Raw genomic sequence first — 16,896 nt, forward strand, 5'->3', positions numbered from 1 at the left:
GAAAGATTCACTCCATGCGAAAAGAGTGATATTTATCAATGAATTTACTATAGAAAAAATTGAATTATAGAGCGATGATTATCTCTTTCATGAGTTTTGGTTATAGCACTAATTTTAAGTAGGAATTAGAGACTGAAAAGACATGTGTGTTTTAATAGAAGATTTGATATGTATTAAAATACATAAAAATTATATAATCCTTGATGTTATAAGGATTGATGAGACTAGGGAAAACGTGTGATTTTTGCTACAAATGAGTTGGTTGATAATGACTAACAAAATGGTATAAAAATGGCTTCTTGCTAATATTGCAAGTCTTTTGTAATTACAGAAAAATTACTATATAATAAAATTATCGGAAAACTATTTAGAACCTACTGTTCTAATAGTACATAGATGGAAAACGATTGTTGCATTTCGCCAATCAAGTGATAGTAGTTTACTTTAAAGTTGAGGATGTGAAAAAATGAAAATTCATTTATTTCAACAATGTTTGATTGATATGTTCTACCCTCATGTAGGCATGGCAGGTGTAAAGGTTCTTGAAAACCTTGGCTGCGAATTAACAGTTCCTAAAAAGCAAGTGTGCTGTGGTCAGATGTTTGTTAACTCTGGTTACAACGAAGCTGCTAAAGGAGCTATCAAAAATACAATTGAACAATTTGAGAATGCTGACTATGTAGTGAGCATGTCTGGCTCTTGTGCGTTCGCGATTCGCGACGAATATCATCATATTTTAAAAGATGAACCAGAATGGTTAGCACGAGCTGAAAGATTGAGCTCAAAAATTTATGAGTTCACACAATTCATCGTTGACGTGTTGGGAGTAACTGATGTGGGTGCTCGCTTTAATGATAAAGTGACATACCATAAATCTTGTCACGTAACACGTTTGATGGGAATCAAAGAACAACCTATGAAACTGTTAGCAGGTATTCAAGGTTTAGAATACTTACCATTGCATCGTGCAGAACGTTGCTGTGGATTTGGTGGTACTTTCACAGTAAAAAATCCTGAAATTTCCGCTGTTATGACACGAGAAAAAGCATTAAATATTGCTGATTCTGGTGCTAACATTGTAGCAGGTTCCGACATGGCTTGCTTGATGAATATTGAAGGTATGTTAGATCGACTTTACAAAGAAGGCGAAATTGATCGCCATATCCGCGTAATGCATATTGCGGAATTATTGAATAGTCGATAGGAGGAGTCACCATGAGTAATATTTTATACGATACACGTCCGTTTAAGACACGCGTTAATGATGTGCTTGCTAATGACTTCAAAGTAAAAGCCATTCAAACAGCACAGGATGTATTCTATGAAAAACGTAAAGCTGTAGTAGATCAAGTAGCAGAATGGGAAGACTTCCGTAATGAATCTGCTGATTTGCGTGACCATGTATTGGCTAATTTGGATTACTATTTAAACCAATTTGCGGAAAATGCTGAAAAAGCTGGTGCTCATGTGCACTTTGCAGCTGATGATAAAGAAGCAACAGCAATTTGCATGGAAGTACTTCGTGCCAAAGAAGCAAAAATGGTTGTTAAATCCAAAACCATGGTATCTGAAGAAATCGGATTAAACCATGAATTAATTGAAGCAGGCATCGAAGTAAACGAAACTGACTTGGCAGAATTTATTTTGCAAACAGCAGATTTCGATCCTCCATCTCATATCGTAGTACCTGCATTGCATTTTGAACGTAACCGTATTCGTGATACATTTGCGAAAAAATTAGGTTATGAAGGTACTGAAAATCCAGAAGAAATGACTCGTTTCGTACGTCGCTATATTCGCGATCGTTTCTTGCGTGCTGACGTAGGTTTCACTGGTTGTAACTTCGGTGTAGCTGAAACTGGTACTATTACTATCGTATCTAACGAAGGTAATGGTCGTATGGCAAGCTCCATGCCTAAAACGCAAATTGCATTGATGGGTATGGAACGTTTGGTGCCTGACTTCGCATCTTTGGATGTGATGATGGAAATGTTGATTCGTTCCTCTGTAGGCGCTAAAATTTCCAACTACTTCTCCATGATCACAGGTCCTGCTCGTGAAGGGGAAGCAGACGGTCCAGAAGAATTACACATCATCATCATTGATAACCGTCGTTCTGGTATTTTAGGCGGCGATTTTGAAGAAATGTTACGTTGTATCCGTTGTGGTGCATGTATGAACATTTGCCCTGTATATCGTCATATTACAGGTCATGGTTATGGCTCTATCTATCCAGGTCCAATGGGTGCTGTATTAACTCCACTATTGGTTGGTTATGAAGAAGCTGGCGATCTTCCTTACGCGTCCACATTGTGCGGCGAATGTTGGGAGCATTGCCCAGTTAAGATTCCATTGCATGAATTGTTATTGAAACATCGTCAAGTGATTGCTGATAAATTACAAATGCGTCCAGCTATCGAACGCAGTATCTTCCACACAGTGGCAGGTGTATTTGCGAACTCCTTCCTGTTCGATATGGGTACCAAAATGGGTGCTATCGGCATGAAATTAATGAGTAACAATGGTCATATGGCAGATTGGACAAAAGTATTACCAGTAGTTGGTGGCTGGGTGAAAGCAAAAGATATGGGCTTGCTCAAAATGAGTAAATTCCGTGATGAATATGCAAAACACGTAGCACAAAAGGGAAAGGAGAAATAAAATGGATCAAGCAAAAAAACAAGCCTTTTTAGGTCGCCTATCTCGTGCGTTAGGCCGTGACTCAATTCCTACATCTGTAACTCCTTTTGATTTTTCAAAAGGACCTCAAGAGACAATGTATTCTGACCTTAGCCATGAGCAAGTAGTACAGATGTTTAAAACAGAAGCAGAACGCTTAGGTACTAAACTTATCGAAGTGGATGCTTCTCAAGTAGGTCAGGCATTAGTGGACGAAATTGTGGCTCGTGGTGGCGGTAGTGTTGTGTACCCTAAATCTGCAGAAGTAGAAACATATGGTTTAGAAGCTGCATTCCAACAATTAGGGGAAGACCAAGCTACATTCTATCAATGGGATGCTACGAAAGGTCGTGAAGCGAACATCAATGTGGCGAAGGATTCTAATATTGGTATTACATTCCCAATCTTGGGGATTGCAGAAACAGCAACAGTAATCCAACCAAGTACAGAAGAATCTGGTCGTTCCTTGGGCTTATTGCCTTTAACGCATATTTCTGTATTGCGTGAAGATACAATTCATCCACGTATGACACAAACGATGGCAGAATTAGCGAAAATCTATCGTAATGATCCAGCTAAGTTCCCTACAAATGTGGTTCATATTTCTGGTCCATCCAATACTGCAGATATCGAGTTAGTTCGTGTCGTTGGTGTACATGGTCCGATTAATGTAACTTTCATCTTAGTTAAATAAGAGATATAGTTCATAAACAATTAGGATATAGGGTAGTTGATAGGTATATCAACTACCCTATATTTTTGGGTTCGAGAGGTTTTTTGTTACCTGTTGGTGACAGCAAGTGTTTCTATACTAAATATGGAGTTATCCGTGTCATAACAGATATCATATTTGACAAAAGACCTTTTTTTCGTATACTTAAAGATAATATATTTACAAGTTTAGTTTTATAGCTATCATAGAATGTAATTGTATGTGGGTTATCTATTATATACTGTGCGTTAGTTATTGCAACATAGTTATAGGAAAGGAATAATGTATGTTATTAGCAGAAGAAAAAGTTGCCACAGCCACAGCGGTAGGCACTGAAAAGGTAGCAGAGCATGTAGAGGAAAGTATTTCCTTTGTTAATCATGTGCAATCCTTATTACTGGAATATTTACCTAGTATTATTTTAGCCATCATCGTGTTGATTATAGGCCGCTATTTAGCTTTATTTGTAAGACGGTTGTCAGTACAATTGATGAGTCGCACTGGTTATGATCAAACGGTGCGCAGCTTTGCGTCTCAAATTATTTACTACACTATTTTGTCCGTAGTCGTGCTGTCAGCTTTGTCCTTAGTGGGATTTCCGACGAATAACTTCTTGGCAGCTTTTGGTGCCTTCGGTATCGCCATTGGTTTAGCGTTGCAAAATAACATGTCCAACTTAGCTTCGGGATTAATTATTTTGGCGTTCAAACCCTTTAAAGCAGGGGATTGGATTTCTGTGAATGGTGTGGAAGGCTCTGTGAAATCTATCCATTTAATTAACACCGCCATTGCGACGAAAGAAAATCGAATTGTCTTCATCCCGAACTCGGCTATTACATCCAATAACTTGATGAACAGCAACTATGAACCAACACGCTATATTACGTTTGTCTTTGGTATTAACTATAATGCGGATCATCATCGGGCCATTGAGATTATCAAAGAAATTCTTGCGAGCACAGGCAAGGTTCATAATATGGATACCTTAGAAATCGGTATCAAAGAATTTGGCGATAGTTCTGTGAACATTGTGGCCTATCCTTTAATTAACGCCAGTGATTTTAGAGAAGTCTATTATGGTGTTATGTCCGATGTGAAAGATCGTTTTGATGCAGAAGGCATCGATATTCCCTATCCTCAACGTGTGGTACATATGGCTAACTAATAGCCTAAGAGAATCCTATTCCGTACCCGCAAGATATAGGTGGGTACGGAATATCCAAGGGCAATGCTATTCCATGCCTATCATGTATAGTGCATATGGTAAATAATACACTAAGACGATGGCATACTTGTTTACGTCGATTCGTACTCAATGAAGAGGAGGCAATCCTATGAATGAAAATATATATGAGTCTATGAAAGCTGCTGTAACAGAATTGGCTACGACAGCAAAACTGCAAGAAGGTAAACTACTGGTAGTAGGATGTTCCACTAGCGAAGTGCGAGGCGGATACATTGGAAAAGATTCCTCCTTAGATGTAGCAGAAGAACTATTTCGAGCGCTCTCTAAGGTGCAAAAAGAGTTTGGCTTCGATGTGGCTATACAATGTTGCGAACATCTCAATCGGGCCTTGGTAATGGAACGCCATGCCGCAAAGGTTAGAGGCTATGAAGAAGTGAATGTAGTGCCTGTACAACATGCAGGCGGCTCCATGGCAACTACAGCCTATGCAACTTGGTCGGATCCTGTGTTAGTGGAGCATGTAAAGGCTGATGCAGGCATCGACATTGGAGATACTTTTATTGGTATGCATCTAAAATATGTGGCAGTGCCTGTGCGACTAAGTATAAAAGAAATTGGAGCAGCTCATGTAACAGCAGCTCGTGTACGTCCTAAATTTGTAGGGGGAGATCGAGCGCAGTATAATGAAGCGTTAAAGTAAGAACTGTGAGGTAATTATGGAATTTTATACCTATGCTTATGTGGTGCAACGAGGAGAGTTTACATCTCTGTTGCAATACATTATGACATCTATTTTATTAGTAGCATTGCTAGTAGTAGGTGTAAAAGTTATGTATAATCGTTTTGATACTAAGTTCCGTGACTTGGGCATTATCATTGTATTGGGGCTTGTATTTTTATTAGGATTGCAAGTTAATGATTACACTCGTGATATTAATAGTGCAGAAGAATCGAGCTATATGGTGCAATTCTTAAATAATTTAAGTGAACGTGCAGATGTACCTAAGGATAAGATTCGCGTTAATACATTGCGCGTGCAAGATCGTATGATCGTCAATATTGAGGAAGCCTATTTTGAGGTGACTTTCACTATGAATAAGGATGGTTATTCTTTGCGACCTGTGGAGATGATTAATAGCAATCCTAAGGTGGTAGATGTGAAGAAGGATGGGCGATAATATGTTAACAGGATATACATTAGTATTTATTAAGCTAGCCCTTGGTATTTTAGCTCTCATTTTGCAAATGAACTTGATGGGTAAGGGAAATTTAGCGCCGAACTCGGCCTTAGATCAGGTACAAAACTATGTACTAGGTGGTATTATTGGTGCTGTTATCTACAGTGAAAGTATTGGTATCTTGCAATTCTTCCTAGTGTTGATTGCTTGGACCATCGTGGTCATGGGCTTGCGTTTTCTTAGCGCTCATGTGCGATGGATTAAAACGCTGATCGATGGACGTCCTAGCATTGTCATTGATCGCGGTAAGATTCGCGTTGGAGAGTGTTTGAAACGAGGCCTTCGTGGTAGTGATTTGCAGTTGAAACTTCGGAGCGCAGGGGTTACCCTTGTGAGTGATGTACGCCGTGCTGTGCTAGAACAAAATGGTCAATTAACGCTGGTCATGAATGGTGATGATATCATTCGCTACCCTGTTATTGTAGATGGCGTAGTAGATCCAGATATTCTAGACCTAGCCGATAAAGACATGGCTTGGTTGGAAGAAGAAGTGCGAGATCAAGGATATTCCATTAGGGATATCTATGTAGGAGAATACTCCAAAGGAGATTTAATCCTGCACCCCTATGAAGGGCATCGAGTATAGTCCCATTGTATGTTAGAATAGAAGGGTGTATACTTGGAGCAGAAAGATATAAGAAGTTAGAGCATTCTTTCATAAACTCAAAAAAGGACGGTGGCAGCCGTCCTTTTTTCTTTCTATTTTCTACTCTTGTAATACTTCAGAATTGCATATGTCAAAAAATAACAATCAATCCTTGTAGAATAGGGACAAGAAAACTAGTACATATAAAGGGATACTTAAGAGATAATTATCAAATTAACTCTGTTATAATAATAGCATCTAATGTGTAGCACAATTTATGATGGATTAGGTATATACCCTTGAATAGGGATAGAAAAACATGTATAATGATAGGGTAATAGCATTGGAATATGACAGTTCTATGGGGCTTGTGCAAGGAGAGCCTGTGAACCATGTCAGGCCTTGATTGGAGCAGCATTAAGCGGTCACTCTCTTGTGCCACGAGGAAACCTATAGGGCTGTCAGATTCGAGTGCTATGGTAAAGCAGCTAGCTTAGCTGCTTTTTTTCATATCTTAAGGGAAAGGAGGGGCTATGAGTTATTTAGCGTTATATAGACGATGGAGACCGAAACAGTTTACAGATGTTGTGGGTCAACATCATGTGTCGGATACATTACAACGAGCTATTCGTGAAGATAAAGTGGCCCATGCCTATTTATTTGCTGGTCCTAGAGGTACGGGCAAAACGAGTATGGCAAAAATATTTGCGCGCGCTATTAACTGTGAACAGGGACCTACAGATACACCTTGTGGTCAGTGTGAATCGTGCCAGCAAATGTTACAAGGACAAGCCTTGGATGTGATCGAAATTGATGCGGCTTCCAATCGAGGTATTGATGAAGTGCGTGCCTTGCGGGAACAGGTGAACTTTTTGCCTGTAGTAGGTCATAAAAAAGTATTTATCATTGATGAAGCACACATGCTCACCAATGAAGCATGGAATGCCTTGTTGAAAACTATCGAGGAACCGCCAAGTCATGTGATGTTCATTTTTGCCACAACAGAATCGGAGAAATTACCGGTTACTATTTTATCTCGTTGTCAGCGTTATACATTCCGCCGTATCACAGCAAAAGATATTACAGCCCATTTATTGCATGTGGCGAAGGAAAGTAATATCTCTCTTGATCCTGCGGCAGCACAAGTGATTGCAGTCCATGCAGATGGTGGTTTACGTGATGCCTTGAGTATTTTGGATCAATGTTCTGGTATGACCTCGGAAATGATTACAGCTCCTCTAGTAGAGACTATGATTGGCTTAGTGAGCAAATCTTGGGTCCTCGATATGGTAGATATATTGAAAGCTGGTAACGGAGCGGCTTTACTGCAAGCTGTAGATGAAGCGCTACAAATGGGTCGTGATGCTCGCCAAATTGTAACGGCCTTAGTAGAACATCTGCGAGCTATGATTGTGGCGAAAGTATTACCTGAGGCAGAAGAGTTATTGGCTTATGATACGCATAAAGAGCGATTATTGGCGCAGGCCAATGCGTTATCTATGGAGGAGATAGGACGCTATATCAATGTATTACAAACGGTGCAAAATAATGCAAAGCAAGTGGATAACCCTAGGGTCATTGTAGAAATGGGATTGCTTTCACTATTACAATTGGGAGGAGGCACTTACCAAACCTTGGAAGGTCGCATGACGACGATGGAACAGTTTGTGAATCGTCAAGAAGATACATTGCTCCAAAAGTTGAATGAGTGGGCGGAACAACGACCTGTAGTTGCCAGCTCTGTAGTAGAACCTGCACCACCTGTGGCGGATACGGATGTATATGATGGTGTCTTGGAGGATATTCCTCATCCAGTAGAGGATGAGGTGTTGTTGCCACCTGTCTCACCAGTGAGAGCTAGAACTGTAAAAGCAACATCCCCGTTACCACCGCCTCGTGTAGCTAAAGTGGCCGATTCTGTTGGTAAAAGCTCCTTGCCACCACCATTACCGAAGAAAGCATCTCCATCGGTAAAGCCTAAAACGGCGATATTTGACACGGCGCAAGAGCTAACTGTAGGACAGGGGATGGTCAGTCCTCATGAATATAGCACGATTTTAGCAAACGTGATAAAATGGTTGAGAGGCAAGAACTATGGATTGCTCAATACGATCTATCAGCAAGGAAACTTGGTGTACTTAGATCAAGAGCAAGCTATCTTGGTGTTTCCTACACCAATTGCAGGGCCTATTCTGGTGCAACCGCAACATGTAGAATGTGGGAAGAAAGCGTTTCAACAAGTGATAGGACGGCCGATTGTGGTGAAAGCTATCGATAAGAAGGACCCTAAATTGCAGGTATACTTAGAGGCAGCAAAATCCTTTGGAGGGGCTTCACAACAAAGCGGACAGTGGCAGGTACAACCAATGGTAACGACTCCTGTGGTGAAAGGTAATAAAGAAGCTGAAGGGATAGGACAACCAATTGTTGTGGCACAAGAAACGACCCCGGTGACAGCTGATGAGGAGATGCCAACTGTATCTGTAGAAACGTCGAGGCCTGATAGTGGAAAACCCACTTATGTAGGGACAAACACCACTTCAAAGGTAGGTGCTGGTAGTGATCCGACCAATGTAGAGGGTATTATTGATGACTTTCTCACAGTCTATGAGAATCCAGAGGAAGTATTAAATCCCTACTATCAGGAAATAGGGAAAGGTATGCTTTCAGAAGAAAGAATAGACGAGATACGGACATTGCCGAAATGGTCTTCAGCCGAGGCCAGTGATGAAGAAAAACAAGAAACTCTACTCTATGATGCTTTACAACACATGGAGGCTAATGGGTATGATATTTATGTGAAAGAAGTAGACGATTTGTCTAAGTAATGAAGGAGGTTCACTATGTTTGGTGGCGGTAATATGCAAGGTATGTTGAAAAAAGTTCAAAAAATGCAAAAGGATATGGAAAAAGCACAAGAAGAAATTAAAAACACCGTGGTAGAAGCATCTATCGGTGGTGGTGCCGTATCTGTAACAATGAATGGAGAACAAGAAGTATTGTCCATTAAAATTGCTCCTGCTGCAGTAGATCCAGAAGATGTGGAAGCATTAGAAGATTTAATCTTAGCAGCTGTGAATGAAGCGAACCGTAAAGCAAAAGAAGTGGCAGAGAAAAAATTAGGGGCTGTCACAGGAAACTTGAAACTTCCTGGAATGCCAGGTATGTTCTAATATGACAAATCCTTTAGAACGATTAGTAGAAGAGTTGCGTCGCCTACCAGGGGTGGGGGCTAAATCGGCTAGACGATTAGCATACCATCTCATTGAGGCAGATGCAGAAGATGTACAACGCTTGGTAGAAACCATCCTTGCAGCGAAAGAAGCCACACATAGATGTTCCCAATGCTTTAATTTGTCTGCTCAAGATCCTTGTGAGTTTTGTGCAAGCTCTAAACGGGACAGATCGATGATTTGTGTGGTGGAAACATCCCGTGATGTCATCGCCATCGAACGCAGTGGTGACTATAAAGGACTATACCATGTGTTGGAAGGGGCTTTGTCCCCTATTGATGGGGTAGGCGTAGAAGATATCCGCTTGAAAGAGCTTATGTTGCGCCTTCAAGATAATACAGTGCAAGAGGTTATCATCGCCACAGATCCTGATGTAGAAGGGGAAGCAACGGCGCTATATATTGCTCGATTATTGCAACCTACGGGAATTAAGGTCACTCGTATTGCCCGTGGTATTCCCGTAGGCGGGGATATTGAATACGCTGATGAGGTGACCTTGAGCGGTGCTGTATTACATCGTCAGGAAATGAGGTAATGATGGATTACGTATTACAAGCTGTAGTAGCTATTGTTGTAGCTTGGATGATTATTAAGGTAGCATGGTTTACCATCAAACGGGTAGCAACCAATGTCTTTTTAGGTATGATTACCTATGCAGTGATTACAGAAGTATTCCATATTCCCTTGGATATGAATATTATGTTGTGGGCACTAACAGCCGTGTTAGGGCCTATACCAGTGCTAGGATTAGCGTACTTTCATTGGTAAAATAAGGAGCAACTATGCAATCAAATACTGTGGTACTTAATGACATTCAACAACAAGTTGTACAGGAATTAGATAGAAATATTGTATTGCTAGCTTCTGCAGGAACGGGAAAAACAAATACATTGTCCTATCGGGTGGCACATATCTTGGAAACGGGACGTGCCACTGGGGATCAAATTTTGTGTTTAACATTTACGAATAAAGCGTGTCGTGAAATGAAAGAACGCATGATTGCGATTGTAGGACAAGAGGCACAAGCTGTGAAAGTATCTACGTTTCACAGCTTTTGTTATACCATTTTGCAAGAAGAAGCAAAATTACAAGAAGATTTGTTTAAAGAATTTCTCATCTTTGACGAAGAAGATGTAGAGGAATTATTGAGTGAATGTTTGCCAAATATTGTGAAAGCCTATAGTGAAGAGCATGGTTTTATGGCACTTAAAATACATGCCAAAACGATTCGTGAGGTTATCAGCGAAGTGAAAGAGCATCGATCGAAGTATCAATATTATTCTGCTAATATACAAGAGGATTACGCACGGACAATCAAGCGTATGCAACGGGAACAGTCCGTTTGGTATAGCATCATGTCAGAAGATACTGCCGAATTTTTAGAAGAAAAAGGGCTACAAGTATTGATGGAATACGAATGGCGATTACGTTCGTTGAATGGGCTAGATTTTGCAGATTTAATTACGAGGGTACACCAAATCTTTCAGCGCCCTGAGGTAGCTAATCGTTGGCGTCAGCGCTATTCCTATATTGCAGTAGATGAAATGCAAGACACTAGCGAGTTAGAATATGAAGTGATGAACACCATGTGGAAGGGTAACCATATCTTGCTCTGTGGGGATTACTTTCAAACTATTTATGAATGGCGTGGTTCTAATCCGATTACATTAATCGATCGGTATCGCAGAGAGTATAACCCCATAGAATTAGTGTTTGATACAAACTATCGGTCTAATCAGATGCTGTTTAAGGGAGCTTTTTCCATGTTGAAAGATATGTTCCCTCAGCGGGTGCGAGAGTTGTATCAAAAAGAACCGAAAGCGATAGCCACACAGCAAGGTGAGCCTATTTCGATATATGCTGCTGCAGATGCTCAGGATGAGGCTAGGTATATATTTCAATCTATTCAACAGCTGAGAACTGGCGAAGAGATGCCCCCTGTAGGAATTTTGGTGCGCACCAATAAACAAGCCGTACGATTAAGTGAACAATTTAAACGATGTAATCGACAATTGCCAGAAAAGATGCAACTAAAATTTATTTTGGCAGATGAATTAAAATTTTTCCGACGGTTAGAAATTAAGGATGTATTGGCATTTTTTAAATGCTTAGTGAACCCTTGGGATTTGATGAGTACAAAACGGATCATTCGAACTTTTGTCAAAGGAGTTGGTGATAAGCGCATAGAGGAATTAGAAAGCACAGCAGTGAGAAAAACTGGGTTGCGGATCACCGATTTTATGAGCACAAATATCTTTACACGAGAGCCTTATGAGCAATTAGAAAAAGGGCTAGTGACTAAAGATATCATTGTATTTGATGTGGAAACGACAGGTGTAAATATACTGGAAGATCGCATTGTGCAGATGGCAGCTATCCGCATCGATGAAGAAGGCAATACCATTGATACCTTCGAACGATTTATCAATCCCGGCGTGCCTGTAGGGGATTCAGAATTAGTCCATGGCTTTAGTGATGCGCACTTACAAAAGGTTGGTGGTGATGCACGAACTGTACTGGAAGCATTCAGACAGTTTGCTGATGGGTCCATGATTGTCGGTCATAATGTGCAGTACGATATGAGCATATTAGAGCAAGAGTGTAGCCGACATGGTGTAGCTATGCCAAGGGTACAAGCCATCTATGATACCTTAGATATATACCGTCGGTTCTATCCAAATTTGCCGAACCATAAACTAGAATTTTTAAGTGGATACTTTCCCATTGATCATCAGTCTACTCATAATGCCATGGACGATATTATAGCGACGGGTAAATTATTGGTGTATGCAATGAAAGAAAATATCCTTCCTACGAAAGCACAGCGTATGGCATTTATAAATAAATATAGAGATACATTTGCCAATATTGCTGCCTCTATGGATACTTTACGAAGTAAGTGGACTACGAGTAAACCTACAGAAATTCTTGCCTATATTATGAATGATATGGGCCTAGTGGAACACTATCAGAAGAAAGTAAAAGAAGATCCCACTGGGGAACGTAGATTAACTAGTATTCGCGAACTATACCGCATCATGAAAGAGTTAGAAGCGGAACATCCACACTATGTAGGCCGTGATGGTGTGAAAGAGATATTAGAAATGTCTGCTCTTCACTCGGGAGAGGGCATGTTCCGACGAAAAGGAGACAGTCGTATCCCCATCATTACGGTCCATCAAGCCAAAGGCAGTGAATTTGAGAATGTCTTTATTGCTAGTGCACATGATGGGGGACTTCCGTTCTACTTTGCCGTTAAAGATGGTAAATTAGAAGAAGAAAAACGTATTTTCTATGTGGCGTTAACCCGTGCTAAGAAACACTTGACCATTACCTATGCAAAGGTTAATGCAAATGGGTATTGGCAACAACCAAGTCGATTCTTATCGTCCATTCCAGAAGAATTTATAAAGCGGTTGGGCTCATCATAAAGATATGGGAATTTGTAGGGAATAACTACCCCAATGTTTTCAATCTATGCTATAATAAAGTGTAAATAGTGTACGTTAGGCGCCTATTTACGAAGGTAATACTAATAATGGAAGAACTTTCAGAGCGATGACTTAATGTAGTCATTACGATAGAAAGTTCTATGATGTAATGGAGGCAATTCATATGGGAACCAATGTAGCAACAAGTATGGTAATTGGCACACAATGGGGCGATGAAGGTAAAGGTAAAATCGTTGATTATTTATCTGAACGCGCTGATGTGGTAGTACGTAGCCAAGGTGGTAATAATGCAGGTCATACAGTAGTCGTAGATGGTAAATCTTTCGCATTGCGTTTATTGCCTAGCGGTATTCTTTACGATGATAAAATGAATATCATTGGTACTGGTGTCGTTGTGGACCCTAAGGTATTGTTGGAAGAAATTGCAAACCTTGAAAAAGAAGGTAAAAGTGCAAAATCCTTATATATTTCTGACCGTGCTCACGTGATTTTACCGTATCATAATCGTTTAGATGAAGCGGAAGAATCTGTGAAAGGCGATGCTAAAATCGGTACTACAAAAAATGGTATCGGTCCATGCTATGCAGATAAAGTAAATCGTATTGGCATTCGCATTTGCGATTTAATGGATCCAGTTGTATTTGAGAAGAAACTTAAATTCAACGTAGAATTGAAAAATAAAATGTTAACAGCCGTATATGGTTTTGAGCCAGTTAACTTTGAAGAAATTTTAAAAGATTACTTAGGCTATGCAGAACAATTACGTCCATTTGTAAAAGATACAAACTTTGCCGTGATTGATGCTATCAAATCTGGTAAAAAAGTATTGTTTGAAGGGGCCCAAGCAACGATGCTTGACCTTGATCATGGTACATATCCATTCGTAACTAGCTCTCATCCAGTAGCAGGCGGTGCGTCTGTGGGCGCTGGTGTAGGCCCTAACTACTTAAAAAATATCTTTGGTGTAGTAAAAGCATACTCTACTCGTGTTGGTGAAGGGCCATTCCCATCTGAACTATTAGATGAAACTGGTGAATACCTTCGTAAAACAGGCCATGAGTTCGGTACTGTTACAGGTCGTTCCCGTCGTTGTGGTTGGTTGGACTTGTCCGTAGTATCCTATGGCGCAGCATTGAACAGCTTAGATTACTTGGCGATTACTCGTTTAGATATCCTAGATGGTTTAGATGAAGTTAAAATCTGCGTAGGTTATACTCGCAATGGTGAGCCTGTACAAGGATTCCCTGCTAGCTTAGATGTATTAGCAGAATGTGAACCAGTATACGAAACATTCCCAGGTTGGAAAACAGATATTTCCGGTATCCGCAAGTATGAAGAATTACCAGAAGCAGCACGTCGTTATGTCGAACGCATTGCAGAAGTAACTGGCGTACAAGTAGGTATCGTTTCTGTAGGTCCTGGTCGTGATCAAACCATTGACTTAGTGAATGTATTTGCGTAATCGCAATGAACCATGTAGAGACCCGTTTTGGGTCTCTATTTTATTTATGGCAGATTGATGTGTATTTGAAAGTAAGGAGATCGCACTATGAAACGATTGTCCGTAGCACTCTCTCAGGATGTGACAGAACTGTTGAAAGAATACATAACATATCCTATGGTGGATGTGGAGACGGCAGACTTTACGGAGGTGTCTGCCATCGTGGTCAGTGATGCTCATGTGAAAGATATGGTTCACCATCCACAGGTACAAGCCTTTTCCATTCCGCTTTTTGTGATTACAAAAGATGGAGATCGCCTCATTAAAGCTAGTGATGATTTGCCGAACATGAAAATATATACAGCGCATAGACTCGATGAATCCATACTAGCAGAGGATGTTGAGACTGCGGCCATACGCTATGAATGTGCTGTGTTGCCACCGTTTTTTAGGGCTTTGCTTATGTATTCTACGAATGGTAATCTTCAATTTGATTGTCCCGGACATCAAGGGGGTGACTTCTTTAAAAGACATCCCGCAGGGCATGCTTTTTATGATTTCTATGGCCCTAATATATTTACCAGTGATTTATGCAATGCAGATGTGAAATTAGGAGACTTACTCATTCATGAAGGACCTGCTTGTGATGCACAACAGCATGCAGCGGATGTATTCAATGCGGATAAAACCTATTTTGTATTGAATGGCACCTCTTCCGCCAATAAAATGGTTCTCAATGCCTTGTTAGCACCAGGAGATGTGGTGCTCTATGATAGAAATAACCATAAGTCTATTTCTCATGGTGCTTTAGTGCAAGCGGGGGCGACACCAGTGTACTTGGAAACCGCACGAAATCCATTTGGGTCCATCGGCGGGATTCTAGATCATTGCTTTGAAGAAAGCTATATCCGTCAGTTAGTGGCGCAAAGAGATCCAGAGAAAGCAAAGGAAGAACGGCCTATTCGGTTGGCAGTGATTCAGCTAGGTACCTATGATGGTACTATGTATAATGCACGACAAGTGGTAGATCGGATTGGACATCTTTGTGATTATATTTTGTTTGATTCTGCTTGGGTAGGATACGAACAGTTTATTCCTATGATGAAAGATTGCAGTCCTTTATTATTAGAATTAGGACCAAATGATCCGGGTATTCTCGTGACGCAATCAGTACATAAGCAACAAGCGGGCTTTTCTCAAGCCTCTCAGGTGCATAAAAAAGACAGACACATCAAAGGACAAGCGCGGTATGTAAACCATAAACGGATGAACAATGCCTTTATGATGCATGCCTCTACATCTCCCTTTTATCCCTTGTTTGCATCCTTAGATGTGAATGCGAAAATGCATGAAGGATTAGGTGGTCAATATTTGTGGAAAGAGTGTGTAAAAGTGGCTATCGAAGCTCGTAAATCAGTGCTAACACGATGTCAGTATATACGACCACTAGTGCCACCTATGGTGCATGGTCAACGTTGGGAAGACGGTAATACGGAACGCATGGCAGAGGACCTATCCTACTTCCGTTTTGAACCGAATGGAAAATGGCACTCCTTCCAAGGCTATGGAGAGAACCAATACTTCATTGACCCTTGTAAGTTTCAACTGATTACACCTGGTGTTGATGTAGAAACAGGAGACTATGAATCTTTTGGTATACCGGCTACGATTTTGGCGCATTACTTGCGAGATCGCCATATCATCCCAGAGAAATGCGATTTAAATACCATATTATTCTTGATGACACCAGCGGAAACGAAGGAAAAGATGGATCAATTGGTATCTCATTTAGTGGAGTTTGAAAGGCTTATCGATAGAGATGCTGCGTTGGAAGAAGTATTGCCCTATGTGAGTCATCGATATGGGGAGGCCTATGACGGATATACAATTCGTCAACTTTGCCAAGAAATGCATGATTTCTATAAAGATCGCAATGTGAGTGATTTGCAACGGAAATTATTTTTACAAGACTATTTCCCTGACTATGTAAAATCACCGCAAGAAGCGAACTTTGATTTCGTTCGAGGTCATGGCGAGTTATTGCCTGTGTCTGAGGCAGTGGGGCGTATGGCGTTAGAAGGAGCCTTGCCATATCCACCAGGAGTGCTCTGTGTACAGCCAGGTGAGCGCTGGTCAGAGACAGCACGAGACTATTTCTTAGCCTTAGAAGAAGGGATTAATCGATTGCCTGGCTTTGCGCCTGAGATTCAAGGGGTGTACTTGCAAGAGCAAGAGGATGGCACTAAAAAAGCCTTTGCCTATGTGTTACAAGAGTCCTATGAATCGCGATAGCATAGAGGATTTTATATATAAATTTGTACTCACAATGCATAGAAATGGTGTATCGTACTTGTATGATACACCGTTTT

General features: G+C 40.6%; 14 protein-coding genes and 1 other RNA gene. All 15 read left to right on the plus strand.

Annotated features, from left to right (window positions below; all coding sequences use genetic code 11):
* Positions 1–466: 466 nt before the first annotated feature.
* The 15 genes from HMPREF9200_RS02190 (at position 467) to speC (ending at position 16,819) form a co-directional block, all read left to right on the plus strand.
* Entirely contained in the window at positions 467–1,204 is a 738-nt protein-coding gene (locus tag HMPREF9200_RS02190; protein WP_009353202.1) for a (Fe-S)-binding protein, read from the plus strand.
* An 11-nt stretch (positions 1,205–1,215) separates the two neighbouring features.
* Entirely contained in the window at positions 1,216–2,661 is a 1,446-nt protein-coding gene (locus HMPREF9200_RS02195) for a LutB/LldF family L-lactate oxidation iron-sulfur protein (RefSeq protein WP_009353208.1), read from the plus strand.
* A 1-nt stretch (position 2,662) separates the two neighbouring features.
* Positions 2,663–3,373, plus strand: coding sequence for a lactate utilization protein C (locus HMPREF9200_RS02200; protein WP_009353186.1), 711 nt, complete (start codon positions 2,663–2,665; stop codon positions 3,371–3,373).
* 304 nt (positions 3,374–3,677) lie between these two features.
* Positions 3,678–4,556, plus strand: a complete 879-nt coding sequence (locus HMPREF9200_RS02205) for a mechanosensitive ion channel family protein (protein WP_009353199.1) — start codon at positions 3,678–3,680, stop codon at positions 4,554–4,556.
* Between the two features lie 169 nt (positions 4,557–4,725).
* On the plus strand, positions 4,726–5,277 hold the full coding sequence (locus HMPREF9200_RS02210) for a TIGR01440 family protein (RefSeq protein ID WP_009353179.1): 552 nt from the start codon (positions 4,726–4,728) through the stop codon (positions 5,275–5,277).
* Positions 5,278–5,293: 16 nt separating this feature from the next.
* Positions 5,294–5,755, plus strand: a complete 462-nt coding sequence (locus tag HMPREF9200_RS02215; protein ID WP_009353185.1) for a DUF3290 family protein — start codon at positions 5,294–5,296, stop codon at positions 5,753–5,755.
* A 1-nt stretch (position 5,756) separates the two neighbouring features.
* Positions 5,757–6,401 (plus strand): DUF421 domain-containing protein, encoded by a 645-nt coding sequence (locus tag HMPREF9200_RS02220; protein WP_009353216.1) that lies wholly within the window; start codon positions 5,757–5,759, stop codon positions 6,399–6,401.
* A 337-nt stretch (positions 6,402–6,738) separates the two neighbouring features.
* An RNA gene (gene ffs, locus HMPREF9200_RS08260) (signal recognition particle sRNA large type) lies at positions 6,739–6,879 on the plus strand.
* A gap of 55 nt (positions 6,880–6,934) precedes the next feature.
* Positions 6,935–9,229, plus strand: coding sequence for a DNA polymerase III subunit gamma/tau (dnaX, locus tag HMPREF9200_RS02225; RefSeq protein ID WP_009353192.1), 2,295 nt, complete (start codon positions 6,935–6,937; stop codon positions 9,227–9,229).
* A gap of 15 nt (positions 9,230–9,244) precedes the next feature.
* On the plus strand, positions 9,245–9,574 hold the full coding sequence (locus HMPREF9200_RS02230; protein ID WP_009353175.1) for a YbaB/EbfC family nucleoid-associated protein: 330 nt from the start codon (positions 9,245–9,247) through the stop codon (positions 9,572–9,574).
* A gap of 1 nt (position 9,575) precedes the next feature.
* Complete coding sequence (recR, locus tag HMPREF9200_RS02235) at positions 9,576–10,169, plus strand: recombination mediator RecR (RefSeq protein WP_009353178.1); 594 nt, start codon at positions 9,576–9,578, stop codon at positions 10,167–10,169.
* Positions 10,170–10,171: 2 nt separating this feature from the next.
* Positions 10,172–10,402 carry a hypothetical protein gene (locus HMPREF9200_RS02240; protein WP_009353191.1) on the plus strand — a complete coding sequence of 77 codons (231 nt, stop codon included), beginning with the start codon at positions 10,172–10,174 and terminating at the stop codon, positions 10,400–10,402.
* A 14-nt stretch (positions 10,403–10,416) separates the two neighbouring features.
* On the plus strand, positions 10,417–13,065 hold the full coding sequence (locus HMPREF9200_RS02245; RefSeq protein WP_009353200.1) for a 3'-5' exonuclease: 2,649 nt from the start codon (positions 10,417–10,419) through the stop codon (positions 13,063–13,065).
* Positions 13,066–13,249: 184 nt separating this feature from the next.
* Positions 13,250–14,548 carry an adenylosuccinate synthase gene (locus HMPREF9200_RS02250; RefSeq protein WP_009353241.1) on the plus strand — a complete coding sequence of 433 codons (1,299 nt, stop codon included), beginning with the start codon at positions 13,250–13,252 and terminating at the stop codon, positions 14,546–14,548.
* An 87-nt stretch (positions 14,549–14,635) separates the two neighbouring features.
* Complete coding sequence (gene speC, locus HMPREF9200_RS02255; protein WP_009353237.1) at positions 14,636–16,819, plus strand: ornithine decarboxylase; 2,184 nt, start codon at positions 14,636–14,638, stop codon at positions 16,817–16,819.
* Positions 16,820–16,896: the final 77 nt, after the last annotated feature.

Origin of the sequence: Veillonella sp. oral taxon 780 str. F0422 (assembly GCF_000221605.1) — a bacterium.
Taxonomy (GTDB): domain Bacteria; phylum Bacillota; class Negativicutes; order Veillonellales; family Veillonellaceae; genus F0422.